The sequence below is a fragment of the Burkholderia sp. Tr-20355 genome (assembly GCF_017104685.1).
GTDB lineage: Bacteria > Pseudomonadota > Gammaproteobacteria > Burkholderiales > Burkholderiaceae > Burkholderia > Burkholderia seminalis.
In genome coordinates this window covers 62,081-80,198 of the sequence record NZ_JAAGPK010000010.1, presented here as the reverse complement: position 1 = coordinate 80,198, position 18,118 = coordinate 62,081, and the positions used below count along the sequence as shown (strand labels likewise).

Sequence of the window (18,118 nt, the reverse complement as noted above, 5' to 3'; positions counted from 1 at the left end):
GGCGGGCGGCGATCGCGTCACGCGCGTTGCTCCAGCGCCGCCGCACTCGCACGGTCGACGGCACGCCGGACCGGCAAGCGGATCCGGAAGGTGGTCCCGCGCCCCGGCGCGCTCGTCACGTCGATCGTGCCGCGATGGCGCTCGACGATCCCGTGCGACACCGACAGCCCGAGCCCCGTGCCCTGCCCGACCGGCTTCGTGGTGAAGAACGGATCGAAGATCCGCCGCATGACGTCGGGCGTCATGCCCGCGCCGGTATCGCTGATTTCGATCGACACCTGATCGCCGTCGCTCGACGTGCGGATCGTGATCACGCCATGCTCGGGAATCGCCTGCGCCGCGTTGACCAGCAGGTTCATGAATACCTGGTTCAATTGCGACGGCAGGCATTCGACGGGCGGGATATCGCCGTAGTCGCGCACGACGTCGGCCTTGTACTTGAGTTCGTTGTGGACGACGTTGAGCGTGCTCTCGAGCCCCGCGTGCAGATCGACGACGCGCCATTCGTCGCTGGCCGGGCGCGAGAAATCGCGCAGGTCCTGCACGATGCGCCGCACCCGCAGCGCGCCGTCGATCGATTCGTCGATCAGCGTCACGATCTCGTCGCGGACGTAGTCGAGATCCGCGGCCCGGCGCACGGCTGTCAGCGTGTCGCGGGTGGTCGGATCGAGCTGCGGCAGCGCGGCTTCGTGCGCGGCGATCACGTCGAGCAAGTTGCGCACCCATGCCTTCAACGTATTGAGGTTCGCGCTGACGAAGCCGATCGGATTGTTGATCTCGTGCGCGACACCGGCCGCGAGCTGGCCGATCGACGCGAGCTTTTCCGACTGCAGCAACTGGTCGTGCGTTTCCGCGAGCGCATGCAGCAAGCGCCGCTGTTCGTCCTTCTCCTGTTCGAGCTGCGCGTGCGCGGCCTTGCGTTCGTCGATCTCGGCCGCCATGTTCTCGCGCGTGCGCTGCAGCATCTGCGTCGTTTGCTCGTAGCGGCGCAGCGCGCGTTCGAGTTCGTCGGTTCGCAACCGCACAAGCCGCTCGAGCGTGTCGGTCATGCCGCGCAGGAAGGTGGTGCGCGCATCGAAACGGCACAGCATCAGCGTGACGACCAGCGTCGCCATCGTAAACAGCGCGACCGTCGTCGCGAGCCACGGCGCGTCGACCCCTTGCGCGGCGCCGCACCGTGCATCCGGCGCGAAATGCGCGGCGGCCATCGCCGTGTAGTGCATGCCGGTGATGGCCGCGCCCATGACGACGGCCGCGCCGATGCGCTGCACGGTCGCGTGGCGCGCCTGCCGCGCGCGCAATGCCTGCGCGATCCATAACGCGGCCGTCGATGCGATCACCGCGATGCCGATCGATGCGGCGAACAGCGCGGCATCGTAACGAATGGCCGGCTGCATGTGCATCGCGGCCATGCCCGTGTAATGCATGCCGGCAATCCCGCCGCCCATCAGCACGCCGCCCGCGCACAGCCGCCGCCAGCCGAGCCGCGCGCGCGTGACGACGTTCAGCGCGAAGTACGACACGAGCACGGCGATCGCCAGCGAGATGCCCGTGCCCTGCCATGCATAGCCGAGCGGGATCGGCAGCGAGAACGCGAGCATGCCGACGAAATGCATCGACCAGATGCCGGTGCCCATCGCCGCCGCGCCGCCCGCCAGCCAGGCCCGCTTCAGCTTCGGGTTGTCGAGCAGCGAAATGAACGCCGCGAGGTCGAGCGTCGTGTAGGAGGCCAGCGTCGCGATCGCGAGCGACAGCAGGACAAGCGGGACGTTGTAGGTGCCGTGCATGGTCGGGCGCCCGAGGCTGGGTGAAGGCATCGTCGCGGTGCGCGGTCGAACGCGCACCGCGACCGTCACGCCGGCGGCGCGCCTGCGTCGGGCGCCTGCGCCGACGCCGCCGGGCCGGCCAGCACGAGGATGTCGAACGGCGTCCCTTCGCGCGTCTCGAAGCGCCGCACGAGTTCGATCTGATGCGCGGACATCACGCTGCCCTTCGTCATCAGCAGCACGCCGCGATGCGTGCGCAGATCGTCGGCGAGCCGCATGCCTTCGCGCAGTTGCGCCGACCGGATCTCGGCGACGGATGCCGCGATGCCGAGACTCGCGGGGTCGCGCATCAGCTCGGTGAAGCGCTCGACCAGTAGCGGGTCGTAACGCACGCCGGCCTGCGAACGCAACACGTCGATCGCCTGCTCGATCGAATGCGGCGCGCCGATTTCGCCGTGGCGCAGCCCTTCGAAATCGCGGGCGATCGCCACGATCCGCGAGCCGGGCGGGATCGCTTCCCCGAGCAGCCCGTCCGGCGTGCCGCGCCCGTTGAAGCGCTCGTACTGGTGCAACACGATCGACGCGACCTTGTGCAATTGCGCGACGGGTGTCAGCACCATCTGCGCCCGCAACGGATGCTCGTGGAACAGCCGCTGCTCGTCCGTCGTCATCCGCGTGAGCGGCTTGTGCAGCAATTCGTCCGGTAGCGACAGCTTGCCGATGCCGTGCAGCAGCCCCGCGAAATAGACGTCCTGCGCGTGCAGCTCGCTCATCTGCGCCGCCAGCGCGAGCCGGCGCGCGATCTCGCCGACCCGCATCGCGTGGCCGCTGGCAGCGCCGCAACGCAGTTCGATCATGCTCGCGCAGACCTGCACCATCGCCGTGAAGCTGCTTTTCAGGTCGCGTTGCGCGGCCTCGAGAAACATCACGGTCTGGCCGAGCTCCTCGGTGCGCGCACGCACCTGCGTTTCGAGTTCCGTGTTGAACCGGCGCAGCGCGTCGTTCTGCGCTTCCGTCAGCGCGGCCAGCCGGGCCGCTTCGCGGCGCAAACTACGCTGCTCCAACGCCTGCTCGATGGTCAGCAGCAGGTCGTGATCGTCCCACGGCTTGTTCAGGTAGCGGTACACGCCGCCTTCGTTGACGGCCTGCACGACCGACGCGATCTCCGCATAACCGGTCAGCAGGATGCGCATCGTGTCCGGGTACAACGCCCGTGCGCGCGCCAGAAATTCCGCGCCGCTCATGTGCGGCATCCGCATGTCGGACACGATCAGGTCGATCTCCGTCGACGCCAGGATCGCGAGTGCGGCCTCGCCGCTGTCGGCGGTCAGGACGTCGTAGCCGGTGGGACGAAGCACGCGCCTGAGCGCCGACAGCACGTTCGGCTCGTCGTCGACCAGCAGGATCGACGGGGCGCGTTCGGCGTCGCCGGAAGCCGCTGTTGCGTCGGGGGTTTCGGATGGCACGCCATTCACGCCGTTCGTTGCAGATGTCGTCACAATGGGCCTCGGATCGATTGTTCACGTCCTCTCTGCAACATCGGCCGGCCTCGCGTTTTCCATATTGGTGGAAACGCTGATACGTGCGTGCCGGTTCCACCGACATGCATCCGGCGCTGCGCTACCTCCGTTGTCGAACCCGCTTCGCGCGCGGCGTAGACATCCCCTTCCGCTTCGTCGATACGTCAAAACCCGAGCGGGCGCCATCGGCTTCGATGAAGCGGCATGGCGCCGGGGCGCGGGTCGGGCTCGTTGGCCGGGACTCGCGCCGCGCACCCGTCAAGGCACCTGGATCCCGTCCGCCCGCGTGGCCAGGAAGCGCAGGTACTTGTCGTCCTCGTCCTCGAAAAGCTCCGGCCCGCCGCCCATGTAGGCGCGCATCAGCTCGTCCGCCGCGCGGTCGAGATCACCGAGTTCGAACTGGCACTGACCGAGCCGCAGGTGCAGGAACGGGTTGCCGATCGCGTTGGGAAACCGCATCGCGTAGCCGAGATTGTCGCGTCCGGCCGCGTAGTCTTCCTGAAAAAAGTTCGCGTCGCCGATGGCGGCCATGAGCCAGGTGCCGGCTTCCCACTGGGTCTTGGGTTCGGGCAGCAGGTCGAACGCCTCCCGGTATTTCGCGAGCGCGCCTTCGAAATCCTCGTCCTCCGCCAGCGCGTCGCCGGCCTCGCTCAGCGCGCCGATCTGCTCGTAAAGTGCGTGGTCCAGTTCTGCCATGAGGGGTCCTTTTTTTCCGGAAATCGAAGGGGCGTCGCGCGGCGAACGGGGCGCTGCCAGCGCGGTATCGGCCGCGCCATGCATCGTCGTGCCCGATTCGTTCGCCAGGCGCGTCAACAGTGACGCAGCATACCCGAGCGCGATGACGCGTGCGCTGCGGTTTCCGGTGTACCGGCCCGGCGCGTGCCGCAGGTGCCGGCATGCGGGCCCGTCACTTCAATGACCGACCCGATAGATGCGACCGCTATGCACCCCCTCGACACTGCGGCGGTAGGCCAATGCCACGCGTGCCGCCGGCACGCCTTCGTAGCCGGGAAAGAATGGCCCGAACCGGTCCATGGATTCCGTCAGCACGGTCGGACTCACGGCATTGATGCGGAGCCCGCGCGGAAGATCGCATGCGGCGGCACGCACGAACCCTTCGATCGCGGCATTCGACGCTGCGGCATGGGCGCCCTGCGCGATCGGATCATCGACCGCGATGCCCGAGGTCAGCGTGATCGAGCCGCCGTCGCTCAGGAAATGCTGACCCTTCAGCGCGACACGCACCTGACCGAGCAGTTTGTCCTGCAGGCCCTGATGGAATTCCTCCGCCGTCATCTCGTCGATGGGCGCCAGAATGACATTGCCCGCGGCGACCACGATGGCGTCGATGCGCCCGATCTGCTCGAACAGCGAACCCACGCTGTCGTCACGGGTGATGTCGACCTGGCGGTCGCCACGGGTGCGGCCGACACGAATGATTTCGTGCTTGCCGTCACGCGCCAGCTCATCTGCCACGGAACGGCCGACGTCCCCGCCGGCACCGATTACGACGATCTTCATCGAACACTCCTTTTCGCGTTCAGGTGGAAACGTCGCCATTCTTCCCCGAACCGATGAGCCCATAAATATGCTCTAATTTCCGACACTACTAACCTACAGTTCGCAATATGGACAGACTGCGTGCGATGGAAACCTTCGTTGCCGTCGTGGAGGGCGGCAACTTCACCGAGGCAGCACGGCGGCTGGCAATCTCGGCGGTCATGGTCGGCAAATATGTGCGCGAACTGGAGGAACGCCTCGGCGCACGCCTGCTGGAGCGTACGACCCGACGCCAGAACCTGACCGATGCCGGTCGCGCGTTTTACGAAGACGCCAAGCGCGCGCTCGAACACATGCGGATCGCCGAAACGTCGGTCGAACGGCTGCGCGCGTCACCGTCCGGCACGTTGCGCATCAGCGCGCCGATCACCTTCGGCGCCTGTGTGATCGCGCCGCTGGCCGCGACGTTCCGGCAGCGGTATCCGCTCGTGCGTGTCGAACTGGAATTGAGCAATCGCAACGTCGACCTGATCGACGAGGGTTTTGATCTGGCGATCCGCATTGGCGACCTGGGCGATGCCGACCTGGTTGCCAAGCCGTTGACGCTGTATCGCATGGTGATCTGTGCGTCGCCGGACTATCTCGCCCGGTACGGGCGGCCGGAGACGCCGCAGGACCTGGCCGCGCATCACTGCCTGTCTCACACGGTATGGAACAGCCGTCACGGCTGGAAGCTCGGGGACCAGGACAGCCCGCACTTGTCCACGGAACCGGTATTCACGTGCAATGACGGCAACGGCCTGCGGATGGCCGCGATCGCAGGCGCGGGATTGTTGCTGCAACCGGAAGTCCTCGTGCGCCACGATCTGGCCAGCGGCGCGTTGGTACAGGTGCTGCAGGACCATTCACCGAGGCCGCATCCCGTTCACGTCGTGTATCGACACGACCGGCGGCCGCTGCCGAAGCTCACCCGCTTCGTTGCCCATTTGCTCGAGCAGGTGACGGAGCGCGAAGCGTCGTAGCATGCGTTTCCCGCCAGAAGGCATGCACGACAGCGGGTGCGTCACTCCGCCATCTTCGGCGGCCACGCATGGCTTTCGGTCTGACAATGTCTGCACCACGCATACAGTGCGTCGTACATGACCAGACCATGCTCAAGCATGTCGTGATCGTCGGAAAACAGCGCCGACAGCCCGAGTGAAATCGCGTAGAGCCCGCTGGACTGCGGCGTCAGGTCGAGCCGCGACGTATCCGCGCCCCGCACGATGCGGGCCATCTGCTGCAGCGCCCGGTCGCCGGTCAGGCCGTACTTGTCGAGAAACGCGTCAAAGCTGCAGTACTCGCCGACATGCGTCAATTCCACGCCTGGAATGTCGTACGGGATCGCACCGGTCTCGCCGGCGATCCGCAACACGTCGCCCGGCGGTACGTAGAGGAACACCGGGCGCTCGTCGATGAAACGAACGATGAGCCAGGGACAGGCGACCCTGTCGATCTTGGGACGTTCTCGCGTAATCCACTGCATGACAGTCTCCCCGATCAGTGATGCAACAGCGGATACACCATCAAGCCAATCACGGCGGCCCCCGCCACGACCGCCGGCTCCGGCAGCTTCTTGAATCGGACCAGCAGCACGATCGTCGCCAGCGCCATCAATGCGGTGGGCACGTCGACGATCGAACGTCTGGCCAGCACGATCACCGAACCTGTGATCGCGCCCACGGCGGCTGCCGTCACACCGTCGACGAAGGCCAGAATGGCCGGCAGCTTGCCGTACTTCTTGAAGTACGGGGCCGGCAACACCGTGAACAGATAACACGGCAGGAACGTGCCGGCTGCCGCCACGCATGCGCCTGGCAGGCCCGCCACCAGATAACCGATGAAGCCCACCGTGATGACGACCGGCCCCGGCGTGATCATCGCGACCGCAACCGCGTCGACGAACTGTTTCTCGTCGAGCCAATGGTGCTCCGTGACCACACCGCCATAGAGGAATGGCACGATGGCGAGGCCCGAGCCGAACACGAAGGCGCCGGCCTTGGCGAAGAAGGCGGCAAGTTGCGCAAGCTGCGGCCAGTCGGCGATACCCAGCCAGGCGCCGGTAGCCGATACCGGCAGCGCGACCATCGCATCGACGCGCCGCTGGCGCAACCAGCCGGGCGGCGAGCGCGTGAACCAGACGAGCAGGCCCGCCGCGAGAAACAGCCACGCCACTTCCGATTCGGTGATCACCGTCACGGCGACCAGCGTCAGATAGATCGCCCAAAGCAGCTTGTCGCGACCGATGCTCTTCGCGGTCAGCTTGCGTGCGCTGATCGCGATGATGCCGATCACCGCCGCGCCCACCCCGTAAAACACCGACTGCATCCACGTCAGGCCGCCGAATCGGGTATACGCATAACCGAGCAGCACAACCATCAGAAACGACGGCAGCACGAACGCGATCCCGACCATCGTCGCGCCGACGATGCGGTAGTGCACATAACCGAGATATATCGCCAGCTGCGCTGCGAGCGGACCAGGCGCGAGCTGCGCGAGCGCGAGGCCTTCCTTGTAGTCCGCGTCGGCGATCCATTTGCGGGTGTCCACGAGGTCCCGATGCATGTAGCCGGCGAGCGCAACCGGGCCGCCGAAGCCCGTCGCGCCAAGCCACGCGAAATAGATGATCAGCTGCCACAGCGTATAGGCGGGGCGATCGCGATGAATGTTCATGGGGCGAGCATCAGGGTCAAGGTTTCCGGGGGCCGCGGAAATGGGCGTACAGCGAATCGAGCACGGCACCCATCTCCGCCAGCAACGCGTCGTCGCCGACAAGGCGCTTGCGGGCGCCGGCCAGAATGGCCTCGAAGCCGCCGGCTTCCGGCACGCTCGCCCCGCCCACGTCCAGTGCATGCACCATCGCCCCCAGCCGGACGAGCCCTTCGTTGTCGTCCAGTCCGAAACTGGCGACCAGGACCTCGAATGAAACGCGATCGCCCACATGCGTGAACGGAGCGCCGTCGAAATCGAAGCCAAGGACATCGGGCGGGCATTCGGCGATGTTTTCCAGCCACACGAAGCGCGCATGCGGATCGATGAAGCGCTGAATCAGCCATGCGCTGGCGACGCGGTCCACCCACAGGTGACGCCGCGTCGCCCACACTTTCCCTTGATACCGGCCACGATCGCGCCGCGGAATGCCACCCTGGGCAGCACGCGGCTCGTCGGGGGATTTCACCGCTTCGATCGCAGCGGTGAAATCCCGCCATTGCGCACTGGCGCGCAGCGAGGTTTCGCCGGGAAAGAAATCGATGCTGCGAATGGCCTCATACGTGCGCACGTGGCGACGGTGCAGACGATTGAGATCGGCTGCGGCGAGCTCGGGCAATGTCTTGCGGTCCTCCGACAGCTCGGCGAGCCAGTCCGCGTAGTCGCCGCTGCGATCGAACAGCGCCTGGTACGCGTCCTCGTCGGACGCATCTTCCGGGCGGACCTGCAACAGCCAGGCTTGCCCCTCGCCCTTGCGCGCTTCGTCGGCCAGCTCGCGCAACTGCGCGGCCTGTTCGGCATGCGCCGGCAACAGGTAGGCACCGTCGCGCAGCGCGCCGCAGCCGAGCGTCTTGACGGTCCGCCAGATGCGCATCCGCGCAGTCGCGCCGGAGGTCGGCAGACTGACGATCAACAGGAGCCAGGGGGCAGGAATCGCATTCATGAGGGCAGCATAGTTTCCCGTCACGAAGACTGCAATCTTGTAGAGATCGCTACAACACTTCGGGCGTGCACCAGCCTCGTCTCCCTCGAATCGGTAGCTGCCGCCACCAAACGGCCCCCGGGATGCCGATCGGTGCCCGCGCCTCGTCTCGACCCTCATCGGCATCATTCGGGCAGACAGCGGGGGCGTGACGACCATCGCTCTGCTGACGGCACGGGCAGGCAATGCGTCGCGGCCGGACTGGCGGCGGATGCCGTTGCGGAGAAGTTCGACGTGACCGAAACTGCACCCGAGCCGTTGCTCATTGCCATCGAAATCAGACAGGAGACGTTGCATGAACATCCGGATGTGGGCCCCCTGCGCCCTGGCCTTCGTTGCCATCACCGCTCACGCCGCCGACATCACGGGAGCCGGCAGCACATTTGCAGTCCCGGTTTACACGAAGTGGGCGGATGCCTATCGGAAGGCGGGCGGCGGCAAGGTCAACTACCAGGGCATCGGCTCGTCGGGCGGCCTGAAGCAGATCATCGCGAAGACGATCGATTTTGCCGGTTCGGACGCTCCGCTGAAGGATGAAGCGCTCGCGAAGGAAGGCCTGTTCCAGTTCCCGACGGTGGTCGGCGGCGTGGTGCCGGTCGTCAACGTACCGGGCGTGAAGGCCGGCGAACTGACGCTGTCGGGCCCGGTGCTCGGCGACATCTACCTCGGCAAGATCAGGAAGTGGAACGACCCGGCGATCGCCGCACTGAACCCGAAGGTCAAGCTGCCGGATACCGACATCGCGGTGGTTCGCCGCGCTGACGGTTCGGGCACCAGCTTCATCTGGACGAACTACCTGTCGAAGGTCAACGACGAGTGGAAGTCGAAGATCGGCGAAGGCACGGCGGTCAACTGGCCGACGGGCACGGGCGGCAAGGGCAACGACGGCGTCGCGGCCTTCGTGCAGCGCCTGCCGGGCGCGATCGGCTACGTCGAATGGGCGTACGCGAAGAAGAACAACATGGTCTACACGGCCCTGAAGAACTCGACGGGCACGGTGGTCGAGCCGAAGACGGAAACGTTCAAGGCGGCCGCGGCCGGCGCGAACTGGTCGAAGTCGTTCTACCAGATCCTGACGAACCAGCCGGGCAAGGACGCATGGCCGGTCGTCGGCGCCACGTTCGTGCTGCTTTACGCGAAGCAGGAGAAGCCGGCACAGGGCGCGGAAACGCTGAAGTTCTTCGATTGGGCATTCCGCTCGGGCAGCCAGACCGCCACGGACCTCGACTACATCACGCTGCCTGATTCGGTCGTATCTGAAATCCGCATGCAGTGGAAGACAAAAATCAAGGATGCCTCCGGTAAGGCGCTCACGTATTGAGCGCACCCCGGACGGTGATGTCCGCGTCGACACTGCCGGACTGCGGACGCCTGCCCTGTACCGTACCCAACCATTCAGGATAACGACATGACCGAATGTGCGCTGACCTTTGCCAGTCAGGCCGAGTGGGAAAGCTGGCTGGAGCAGAACGGCGGCACCGCGACCGGCGCATGGCTGCGTCTGGCGAAACAAGGCGCGGGGCAGCGAACCGTCACCTACGGACAGGCGCTGGAAAGTGCGCTCTGCCATGGCTGGATCGACGGTCAAAAGCGGGGCGAGAGCGAGACATACTGGTTGCAACGCTTCACCCCGCGCACCGCCAAAAGCATCTGGTCCAAACTCAACAAAGACAGGGCGGAAGCGTTGATCGCCGCGGGCAGAATGCGCGCGCGCGGCATGGTCGAAATCGAGAAGGCCCGGCAGGACGGCCGATGGAAGGCCGCGTATACGTCGGCCGGCAACTCGATCGTGCCGGACGACCTGCAGGCGGCCCTGGACGCCAATCCGCGAGCCGGAAAGTTCTTTGCAACGCTGAGCAGCCGCAACCGCTATGCCATTCTGTTCCGGATACAGAATGCCAAAAAGCCGGAAACAAGGGCGCGCAAGATCGGCGAATTCATCGACATGCTGAACCGGGGCGAAACCATTCATCCATAGATCTTGCGCTTCCGACGGAGGCTTTCCTGATGCGGGCATTTCATTCAATCTGCCCGGATGGTCTTGGCGGCCACGATGGAGTGCGGTGACGATCAGCGCCGCGCCCGCGATCCGGGCCGCTGTATCGAGCGATCGTTCCTGGCCGCGGATTCAATCGGTCGATCAACAGCAACTAGCTGCGGTATGGCAGATGTACAACGAACACCGTCTCGCTCGCGTCCGACCTTGCTTCAATGGTCCCGTCATGCGCAGACGCAATCTCACGCGCGATGAACAGGCCCAGGCCCATGCCGTCATCGCCCGGCGCGTTGTGCGATTTGCCGGGACCGCGTTGGAGCGGATTGAAGATTTTCGCCAGCGTCGACGGGTCGAGGGCAGGCCCATGGTTGCTCACTTCGATGCATACGCCCCCGTTCGCCCGCGCAACCGAAACGCCGACCGGTGCATCCTGGGCGCCGTACTTCAGTGCATTGAGTACGAGATTCCCGACCAGCTGCTGGATTCGCTGGCCATCCCAGTACCCCGACAAATTCGATTCGACGCTCAAGTCGATCTGCCGCCTGGGGTATGCGGCGCGAAGCTCTTCGATCATATCCGTGACGATATCGCTCAGATCGGAATCATGTGGATCGATTTTGATCCCCAATCCCAACTGCGTCCGATTGAAGTCACACAAGTCGTCCAATAAGGACCTCATTCTGGCGCCACTCTTTGCGAGTCGCGCAGCAGCGTCCGTCACTGTCTCGCCGGCATTCAGCGACGCGAGATACGACGCCGTCAGCAGGATCGTCTGCAAAGGCGTGCGCATGTCATGCCCGAGCATGCCGAGCAGCAGGTTACGCGCCCATTCCACTTGCGCATTGAAATGGGTGACCGATTCCGTCACGGCCTGATCGATCGCTTCGTTGAAGCGCACCATGTCGCCTATGTGAGGGGCATCCGGGAGACCGTCGTCTATCCACATCCGCAACACGCTGGCGCGGAGCGCCCGGTACTCGGCGATCAATTGGTTGATGTCGAAGCCGCGCCCGGCGCGCGACTGAGCATGCGTTTGCGCGGGCGTATCGGCAGCATTGCCCTGCTCCTCAGCATGCCCTAACGACTTTTCCCGTTGTTGATCCCGCGTTTCCGGCGTCGAGATGTCTCTGACCAACGCCTCGAGAATTTTCCGGGCATCGTCGCGCAAGGCCATCGGCGACATGCCGTCGGCTGCGGGCATCAGGGTTCTGGCAAATGCCTCCCACTGAACCAGGATAGCTTCGATGTTATGTGTGATGAATTCAGACAAGCGCATGTCGTGTCCTCCGCGAAACGGGCGAACACCCGCGTTGCAGTCGACTGCGCAAGAGTTGAGCCTGAAGCATCGAGGGGATTCTTCTGGAGGATCGTACGTGCTGCTGGAAACTCGGAAGGTCGACGGACAATTCGACGACGCGCGTGGCGGCAACCGCCATGTGCTTCAATGTCGAGCCGTCGCTCCATCCGACTGGCGTGCACGAGCGTCGACGAGCCTGACGAGGCACGCTAGGCTGTTCGTATACGGCACTTCTACACCGACCTTGCGAGCAGCCTCGACTACGGCGCCATTGATTGCTTCAATCTCGGTACGCCGCCCGGCCAGCACGTCCTGCAGCATCGATGGCCGATGCGTACGATGATGGGCGAGCGCATCGCGCACGTTCGACACCACGTGCTCTTCGGTTGCCGAAATACCGAGCGCACGGGCGACGGCCATCACCTCCGCAACGATCTTCAGCGCCAATTCTTCGCCGTCAGGGGTATTCGTCAACTCGCCGACCATGCATTGCGTCACGGCACACAGGCTGTTGAGGGCGGCGTTAAATGCAACCTTCTCCCAAATCGCGGCCCAGACGTCGGGATCGACATGGCACGAGAGGCCGGCGTCGTTCAAGGCCTGCACGGTCTGCTCGAGCGCGCTCGTATGCGCGCCGTTCGCGTTCATCAGTCGAATCGTGCCCTGGCCGTGCGAGCGGACGGCCCCAGGATCCGACTTGTCGGCTGGCCACGTGGTCACGCCGACCATGACCCGGTCGGCCGATACGGATCGGGCGAGCCGTTCGGCGTTCCCCAGGCCGTTCTGCAAAGACAGGATGACGGTGTCAGAGCCGAGTACTGCGCTTGCGGCAGCGAGTGCGGCGGTCGTATGCATCGTCTTCGTGAAAACGATGACGAGGTCGACGGGCTTGCTGGCCTCCTCCGGCCTCAGCGCGACGAGATTGCGCACAACTTGCTCGCCCGAATCGGTCGACAGCCGCAGGCCGTGGGCGCGAATCGAGGCAAGATGAGCCTCGTCGATATCGAGCAGGCTGACCGAATGACCTGCCAGCGCGAGGCGGCCGCCAAAGAACGAACCCATCGCACCGGCGCCCAGAATGGCGATCTGCATGGCATGCTCCTCAGAACGGATAGTGGCGGGGGGGCTGCAGGGCGATCCACCGCAAGTCGATAAATTCCGCGCGGCCGCCGAATCGCCCGAAGCCGCTGTCCTTGGCGCCGCCGAACGGCATTTGAGCTCCGTCGTATACCACCGGCCCATCGATACGGCAGATTCCGGATTCGATGCGCCGGGCAACGTTCATCGCGCGTGCGCTGTCCCGACCAAACACGGCCGCCGCGAGACCGTAGCGGTTGTCGTTTGCGCAAGCGATCACCGCATCGCGTACTGTCATGCCCTGCGCATTGCCGGCTTGATGACCTTGTGGCGGAACGCTGTGCTCCATTTAGGTCTCCTGTTGTTTAGCACGGTTCTGGTGAACGCATTATCTAAACATCCTGCAGAATCCGGAATTGCCGATTTCGCAAAAAGGCATTACCTTCAGGCATGACTTTCAATCGCCAGCAGCTTCACGCCTCCGTCACGATCGCCTCAGTCTGCAGCCTCCGACGCGCGGCCGAAACCTTGCAGACGGACCTTGATGCGTGGGTCGACCCGTACAACGCTGAACGAGCGCCTCAGGGGTGCCGGTGCTACGGCAAGACACCGATGCGCACTTTCCTCGATTCACTCGCGCTTGCCAAGGAGAAACTCATTCCCCATTGATGCGTCGTTCTTTGTCGGTCCGACTACCTGTCAGATCGAGTCTCGGCTAATACAACTGACGATTGGTTGATGGCTGCCCCATGGTTGCTCACCTCGATGCATACGCCCCCTTTCGCCCGTGCAACCGAAACGCCGACCGGTGCATCCTGGGTCCCGTACTTCAGTGCGTCGAGCACGAGATTCCCGACCGGTTGCCGGATTCGCTGACCATCCCAGCGTCCTGACAAATTCGATTCGACGTTCGAGTCGATCTGACGCCTGGGGTACGCGGCACGAAGCTCTTCGACCAAATCGGTGACGATGTCGCTCGGATCGGAATCGTGCGGATCGATTTTGATCCCCAATCCCAATTGCGTCCGATTGAAGTCACACAAGTCGTCCAGCAGCGATCGCATCCTGGTGCCACTCCGTGCGAGTCGCGCTGCGGGCATTCGCCACCGTCTCGCCGGCATTCAGCGACGCGAGATACGACGCCGTCAGCAGGATCGTCTGCAAAGGCGTCGCACGTCATGCCCGAGCATGCCGAGCAGCAGGTTACGCGCCCATTCCACTTGCGCGTTGAGATGGGTGACCGATTCCGTCACGGCCTGATCGATCGCTTCGGATACTGAATGTCGCATTCGTGCACCCAACGGCCGTGCGCAGAGATGGCGGAGACAGATAGACCCTTTGTCCTCTCAGCAGTGACGCTGGCGGCGTGCTGCGCCCTGGAGGCACGGCGGAATGACTTCCTCGCGGCTACCGAACCGTCTTCTTCCGCACCAGATCGACAAAGTTCTGGGCCGCGAGCGAAATCCCGTTCACTCGATGTACCAAGCCCAGACTTGCCGTCAGTTGCCCGCCTTGCAGCGCGAGATAACGGACGTCGTCCGCCCGGCTTTTGCGCATGCAGGAGGGCACGATTGAAATGCCCAGACCGCCAGCGACCAGATTGATCGTCGACGAAATCTGGGGGGCAAACTGCACGACCTTGGGACTGAAGCCGGCTGCCTCGCACGCCGACAGTACCTTCTCCGGGAGACCGGAGCGCGTGGTCCGCGCGTAAAGCACGAACAGTTCGTCGCGTAATTCGGCGAGCCGCACAGACTTGCGCTTGCCGAGCCGATGCCCCCTGGGAACCGCGACCACCATCGGTTCCGTCGACATCAGCAAAAACGCAATTGCGTCATCCTCGTCGACCGGCGGACGAACGAAGGCCAGATCGAGGCGTTCTTGCCTCAAGGCGTCCATCAACGGCCCCGTTCGATGTTCTTCCAGTGAAATTTCGACGTGCGGATAGAGGCTCCGGTATTCGTGTAGCGCCCAGGTCACCTCTTCGCGATACGACGCCGACTCGGTAAAGCCGATAGCCAGACGCCCGACTTTCCCCTGTGCGCTCAGCTGGCATCGCAGCCCCGCTTTCTTGACCTGCTCGAGGATTGCGCGCGCCTCCTCCAGATAAACCTTCCCGGGGACCGTCAGACTCACACGCCCCGGTTGGCGGTCGAACAATTGCACCCCTAGATCACGCTCGAGTGCTTTGATCTGCGACGTCAATGGCGGCTGTGCAATACCGATACGCTGCGCCGCGCGTGTGAAGTGCAGTTCCTCTGCGACCACGACGAAGTACCGCAAATGCCTGAGATCCATACATTAAACGTATCGGGACTGCGACTTCAATATATTAGACGCGCTATCCGCGATTGCATAGACTTTGTTCATTCCTTGGCCCCTGCATCGCGTGCCCCTTCAATCGCAAATCGTACTGTCATGCCAACGCGACGATCTCGTCATGGCTGGTCAATGGTCAGGTTTGCTTGACGATTCTCATCCAGACATGAACTTTCAATCCAACGACGCCCTCAAACCGCTTCTCGCAGACGGTCTGCCTGCGAGCCAGTTCTATTCTCTGGCCGTGCTCGAAGAGCGAGGTTTCGGCAAGATCTCGCGATTGCCACATTCGATCCGCATCATCCTGGAAGCGCTTCTGCGCAATCTCGACGGCATCAGCGTGCAGGAGCACCATCTCCGCGAGCTGGCCGCGTGGCGACCGAACGCAACCCGGGAGACGGAGATACCGTTTGTCGTGGCGCGCATCGTGGCGCCTGATTCGTCCGGTGTGCCGTTGCTCGCTGATCTCGCCGCGATGCGCGAAGCGGCAGCACAATTCGACGTCGATCCTGCCGATATCGAGCCGCAAATACCCGTCGATCTCGTTGTCGATCATTCAATTTCCGTCGAGCATGCGGGAAGCGCCGACGCGCTGCGCAAAAACATGAGGGTCGAGTATCAACGTAACACCGAACGCTACACGTTTCTCAAATGGGCTGCCAACGCATTCAAGTCGTTCCGGATTTTTCCGCCCGGCACCGGCATCATCCATCAGGTCAATCTGGAATGGCTCGCACGCGGCGTCCATCAAAAGGACGGGGTCACGTACTTCGATTCGCTCGTGGGTACCGACAGCCACACCCCGATGGTGAACGGAATCGGTGTGATCGGTTGGGGCGTTGGCGGCATCGAAGCTGAAGCGGCCATGCTTGGCCAGCCGGTCACGTTGGTGGTTCCCGATGTGATCGGTGTGGAACTCATCGGTACGCCGGGTCCCGGCATCATGGCGACCGATATCGTCCTGACCGTCGTCGAAGCGCTGCGCGCCAGAAAGGTTGTCGGAAAATTCGTCGAGTTCTTTGGAGAAGGTGCAACGGGTCTCTCGGCGCCCGATCGATCGACGATCGCGAACATGGCGCCGGAATATGGCGCGACCGTCGCTTTTTTCACCGTCGACGAAAAAACCCTCGACTTTCTCAAGTCCGTCGGCCGAAGCGACACCGAGCTTGCCGCATTGAAGCGTTATTTCGAAGCCCAACAGATGTTTGGTATTCCAAAGCGCGGTGATATCGACTACACCGATACGGTGACGATCGACTTGTCCGCGGTTGTGCCGAGCGTCGCGGGACCTTCGCGTCCGCAAGACCGCATTCCGTTATCGACACTGAAAAGCAAGGTCCGCGAAATGCTGCCATCAACCGCCCGCGAAACCGGCAAGCTGAGTCACGGTGACATCGTGCTGGCGGCGATCACATCGTGCACCAACACGTCGAACTCGAATCTGATGCTTGCGGCTGGCGTTCTCGCGAAAAAGGCCGTTGCACATGGTCTGAAGACCGCGTCTCATGTGAAGACGTCTTTTACGCCCGGCTCGCGAGTGGTAAGCGCATATCTGAGGGCAGCCGGTCTGGAACAGTATCTCGACGCTCTCGGCTTTCAGGCCGTGGGCTATGGTTGCGCGACATGCATGGGGAATTCGGGTCCGCTGGCACCGGAAATACTCGAACAGATCGACGCTGACAATCTGAACGTTGCGGCCGTGCTGTCCGGCAACCGCAACTTTGAAGCGCGCATTCATCATGCGATCAAGGCCAACTTTCTCATGAGCCCGCCGCTGGTCGTCGCCTTCGCCATTGCCGGCCGCAGTGATTTTGATCCTGAAAGCGAGCCACTGGGCCGAGGCGCGAATGGTGAATACGTGTATCTGCGTGATGTGTGGCCCACATCTGCCGAGCTCGCTGCCGTTTCGCCGTATGCCCAGAACCCTCGCAACGTGCCGGATATCTATCGGACTACTGCGGAAACGGAATTGTGGGACGCGCTGCCCGCGCCGGAAGGCGACGTGTTCACATGGACTGCCGGTTCGACGTATCTCAAACGCCCGCCGTTTTTCGACGGTGTGACGCCCGATCTGCCCCACTTGCCGGACATTCGGGGCGCGCGGGCGCTGGCGATCCTCGGCGATTCAGTGACGACCGATCACATCAACCCGGGGGGCGCTATTCCACCGGAATCCGAGTCGGGAAAATTCCTCCAGTTCCTCGGCGTCACGCCGCGTGACTTTAACAGCTACATTTCGCGCCGTGCCCACGATCAGGTGATGGTACGCAGCAGCTTCGCCAATGTCCGTCTGCGCAATATGATGGCTGACGGCGAGGAAGGAAGCGTAACGCGACATCAGCCGGATGGCCGGCGCATGAGCATTTTCGAGGCGGCGACGCGCTACAACTCGGACGGCGTGCCCATGATCGTGTTCGCTGGAGAAGAATATGGCAACGGATCCAGTCGTGACTGGGCAGCAAAAGGGCCGCGCCTGCTCGGCGTTCGCGCAGTGATCGCGCGCAGTTTCGAACGCATCCATCGCAACAATCTGGTCGGCATGGGCATTCTTCCGCTTGAGTTTCCGGACGGCGTGAGCGCGCAAACACTGCATCTGTCCGGCGACGAGTGGTTCGACGTGTGTGCGGATATGAATGCTTTACGCATGCGGCAAACCGTCGAAATGGTGATTCACCGAAGCAATGGAGAAACCGAAACCGTGTCGCTGCTGGCGCGCCTTGACTCGGCGATCGAAGAGACTTACTTCCGTCACGGCGGAATTCTCCCCTTCGTCCTGCGTGAACGACTGACGGGATTCAGTGCCGGGCAGGCTACCTGACCCTGCGACATCCGCATGCCACTGGCCGACACACATCGGCTGTCGCAGATCGTCCTTTAGACCCAAAAACAGGCATGGATACATGCAGGAGACGC

The 18,118-nt window shown here is 63.5% G+C and carries 15 protein-coding genes and 2 pseudogenes; 5 read left to right on the top strand and 12 right to left on the bottom strand.

What is annotated here, in order from left to right; all coding sequences use genetic code 11:
* Window positions 1-17: 17 nt before the first annotated feature.
* From G3N62_RS04190 to G3N62_RS04175, 4 genes are all read right to left on the bottom strand, one after another.
* Window positions 18-1,787 (bottom strand): histidine kinase, encoded by a 1,770-nt coding sequence (locus G3N62_RS04190; RefSeq protein WP_124669566.1) that lies wholly within the window; start codon window positions 1,785-1,787, stop codon window positions 18-20.
* Between the two features lie 65 nt (window positions 1,788-1,852).
* Window positions 1,853-3,265 carry an HD domain-containing phosphohydrolase gene (locus tag G3N62_RS04185; RefSeq protein WP_124610206.1) on the bottom strand — a complete coding sequence of 471 codons (1,413 nt, stop codon included), beginning with the start codon at window positions 3,263-3,265 and terminating at the stop codon, window positions 1,853-1,855.
* A gap of 279 nt (window positions 3,266-3,544) precedes the next feature.
* On the bottom strand, window positions 3,545-3,982 hold the full coding sequence (locus G3N62_RS04180) for a hypothetical protein (RefSeq protein ID WP_034191780.1): 438 nt from the start codon (window positions 3,980-3,982) through the stop codon (window positions 3,545-3,547).
* Between the two features lie 216 nt (window positions 3,983-4,198).
* On the bottom strand, window positions 4,199-4,807 hold the full coding sequence (locus tag G3N62_RS04175) for a short chain dehydrogenase (RefSeq protein WP_124669986.1): 609 nt from the start codon (window positions 4,805-4,807) through the stop codon (window positions 4,199-4,201).
* Window positions 4,808-4,914: 107 nt separating this feature from the next.
* On the opposite strand from G3N62_RS04175, the gene G3N62_RS04170 reads away from it, so the two are divergent.
* Window positions 4,915-5,808 (top strand): LysR family transcriptional regulator, encoded by an 894-nt coding sequence (locus G3N62_RS04170; RefSeq protein WP_069704822.1) that lies wholly within the window; start codon window positions 4,915-4,917, stop codon window positions 5,806-5,808.
* 41 nt (window positions 5,809-5,849) lie between these two features.
* On the opposite strand, the gene G3N62_RS04165 is transcribed toward G3N62_RS04170, so the two are convergent.
* The 3 genes from G3N62_RS04165 to G3N62_RS04155 are packed head-to-tail and all read right to left on the bottom strand — an operon-like array spanning window position 5,850 to window position 8,477.
* Window positions 5,850-6,311: a chromate resistance protein ChrB domain-containing protein gene (locus tag G3N62_RS04165; RefSeq protein WP_059560765.1), complete on the bottom strand. Its 462-nt coding sequence runs from the start codon at window positions 6,309-6,311 to the stop codon at window positions 5,850-5,852.
* 14 nt (window positions 6,312-6,325) lie between these two features.
* Window positions 6,326-7,498, bottom strand: coding sequence for a chromate transporter (locus G3N62_RS04160; protein ID WP_034191784.1), 1,173 nt, complete (start codon window positions 7,496-7,498; stop codon window positions 6,326-6,328).
* A gap of 16 nt (window positions 7,499-7,514) precedes the next feature.
* Complete coding sequence (locus G3N62_RS04155; protein WP_124670075.1) at window positions 7,515-8,477, bottom strand: chromate resistance protein ChrB domain-containing protein; 963 nt, start codon at window positions 8,475-8,477, stop codon at window positions 7,515-7,517.
* Between the two features lie 334 nt (window positions 8,478-8,811).
* Between G3N62_RS04155 and pstS the strand changes: the two genes are divergently transcribed.
* Both pstS and G3N62_RS04145 read left to right on the top strand, forming a co-directional pair.
* A complete protein-coding gene (pstS, locus tag G3N62_RS04150) occupies window positions 8,812-9,837 on the top strand; it encodes a phosphate ABC transporter substrate-binding protein PstS (RefSeq protein WP_124669987.1) in 1,026 nt (341 codons plus the stop codon).
* A gap of 87 nt (window positions 9,838-9,924) precedes the next feature.
* Window positions 9,925-10,494: a YdeI/OmpD-associated family protein gene (locus G3N62_RS04145; protein WP_124669988.1), complete on the top strand. Its 570-nt coding sequence runs from the start codon at window positions 9,925-9,927 to the stop codon at window positions 10,492-10,494.
* Window positions 10,495-10,666: 172 nt separating this feature from the next.
* Here the strand turns inward: G3N62_RS04145 and G3N62_RS04140 are convergent, their stop codons facing one another.
* The 3 genes and pseudogenes from G3N62_RS04140 to G3N62_RS04130 form a co-directional block, all read right to left on the bottom strand.
* The gene (locus G3N62_RS04140) at window positions 10,667-11,788 is read right to left on the bottom strand and encodes a sensor histidine kinase (protein ID WP_124669989.1); all 1,122 of its coding nucleotides are present in this window, start codon (window positions 11,786-11,788) and stop codon (window positions 10,667-10,669) included.
* 165 nt (window positions 11,789-11,953) lie between these two features.
* Window positions 11,954-12,901, bottom strand: coding sequence for a 2-dehydropantoate 2-reductase (locus tag G3N62_RS04135; RefSeq protein ID WP_124669990.1), 948 nt, complete (start codon window positions 12,899-12,901; stop codon window positions 11,954-11,956).
* A 10-nt stretch (window positions 12,902-12,911) separates the two neighbouring features.
* Window positions 12,912-13,172, bottom strand: a pseudogene (locus tag G3N62_RS04130) (aldehyde dehydrogenase family protein); the annotation flags it as partial.
* 236 nt (window positions 13,173-13,408) lie between these two features.
* On the opposite strand from G3N62_RS04130, the pseudogene G3N62_RS35830 reads away from it, so the two are divergent.
* Window positions 13,409-13,555: pseudogene (locus tag G3N62_RS35830) on the top strand (IS481 family transposase); the annotation flags it as partial.
* Window positions 13,556-13,578: 23 nt separating this feature from the next.
* Here G3N62_RS35830 and G3N62_RS04125 read toward each other — a convergent pair.
* Window positions 13,579-13,950 carry a HAMP domain-containing histidine kinase gene (locus G3N62_RS04125; RefSeq protein ID WP_124669992.1) on the bottom strand — a complete coding sequence of 124 codons (372 nt, stop codon included), beginning with the start codon at window positions 13,948-13,950 and terminating at the stop codon, window positions 13,579-13,581.
* Between the two features lie 343 nt (window positions 13,951-14,293).
* On the bottom strand, window positions 14,294-15,184 hold the full coding sequence (locus tag G3N62_RS04120; RefSeq protein WP_124669993.1) for a LysR family transcriptional regulator: 891 nt from the start codon (window positions 15,182-15,184) through the stop codon (window positions 14,294-14,296).
* 142 nt (window positions 15,185-15,326) lie between these two features.
* Here G3N62_RS04120 and acnA point away from each other — a divergent pair, with 142 nt between their 5' ends.
* Entirely contained in the window at window positions 15,327-18,023 is a 2,697-nt protein-coding gene (gene acnA / locus G3N62_RS04115) for an aconitate hydratase AcnA (RefSeq protein WP_241012839.1), read from the top strand.
* The last annotated feature ends 95 nt before the right edge of the window (window positions 18,024-18,118 follow it).

What these genes read in the sequence shown, in the direction of transcription:
- G3N62_RS04190 (WP_124669566.1), bottom strand. Translation starts at nt 1,787, where the DNA reads ATGCACGGCACCTACAACGTCCCGCTTGTCCTGCTGTCGCTCGCGATC.
- G3N62_RS04165 (WP_059560765.1), bottom strand. Translation starts at nt 6,311, where the DNA reads ATGCAGTGGATTACGCGAGAACGTCCCAAGATCGACAGGGTCGCCTGT.
- G3N62_RS04135 (WP_124669990.1), bottom strand. Translation starts at nt 12,901, where the DNA reads ATGCAGATCGCCATTCTGGGCGCCGGTGCGATGGGTTCGTTCTTTGGC.
- G3N62_RS04140 (WP_124669989.1), bottom strand. Translation starts at nt 11,788, where the DNA reads ATGCGCTTGTCTGAATTCATCACACATAACATCGAAGCTATCCTGGTT.
- acnA (WP_241012839.1), top strand. Translation starts at nt 15,327, where the DNA reads ATGGCTGGTCAATGGTCAGGTTTGCTTGACGATTCTCATCCAGACATG.
- G3N62_RS04160 (WP_034191784.1), bottom strand. Translation starts at nt 7,498, where the DNA reads ATGAACATTCATCGCGATCGCCCCGCCTATACGCTGTGGCAGCTGATC.
- G3N62_RS04170 (WP_069704822.1), top strand. Translation starts at nt 4,915, where the DNA reads ATGGACAGACTGCGTGCGATGGAAACCTTCGTTGCCGTCGTGGAGGGC.
- G3N62_RS04155 (WP_124670075.1), bottom strand. Translation starts at nt 8,477, where the DNA reads ATGAATGCGATTCCTGCCCCCTGGCTCCTGTTGATCGTCAGTCTGCCG.
- G3N62_RS04125 (WP_124669992.1), bottom strand. Translation starts at nt 13,950, where the DNA reads ATGCGATCGCTGCTGGACGACTTGTGTGACTTCAATCGGACGCAATTG.
- G3N62_RS04180 (WP_034191780.1), bottom strand. Translation starts at nt 3,982, where the DNA reads ATGGCAGAACTGGACCACGCACTTTACGAGCAGATCGGCGCGCTGAGC.
- pstS (WP_124669987.1), top strand. Translation starts at nt 8,812, where the DNA reads ATGAACATCCGGATGTGGGCCCCCTGCGCCCTGGCCTTCGTTGCCATC.
- G3N62_RS04145 (WP_124669988.1), top strand. Translation starts at nt 9,925, where the DNA reads ATGACCGAATGTGCGCTGACCTTTGCCAGTCAGGCCGAGTGGGAAAGC.
- G3N62_RS04120 (WP_124669993.1), bottom strand. Translation starts at nt 15,184, where the DNA reads ATGGATCTCAGGCATTTGCGGTACTTCGTCGTGGTCGCAGAGGAACTG.
- G3N62_RS04175 (WP_124669986.1), bottom strand. Translation starts at nt 4,807, where the DNA reads ATGAAGATCGTCGTAATCGGTGCCGGCGGGGACGTCGGCCGTTCCGTG.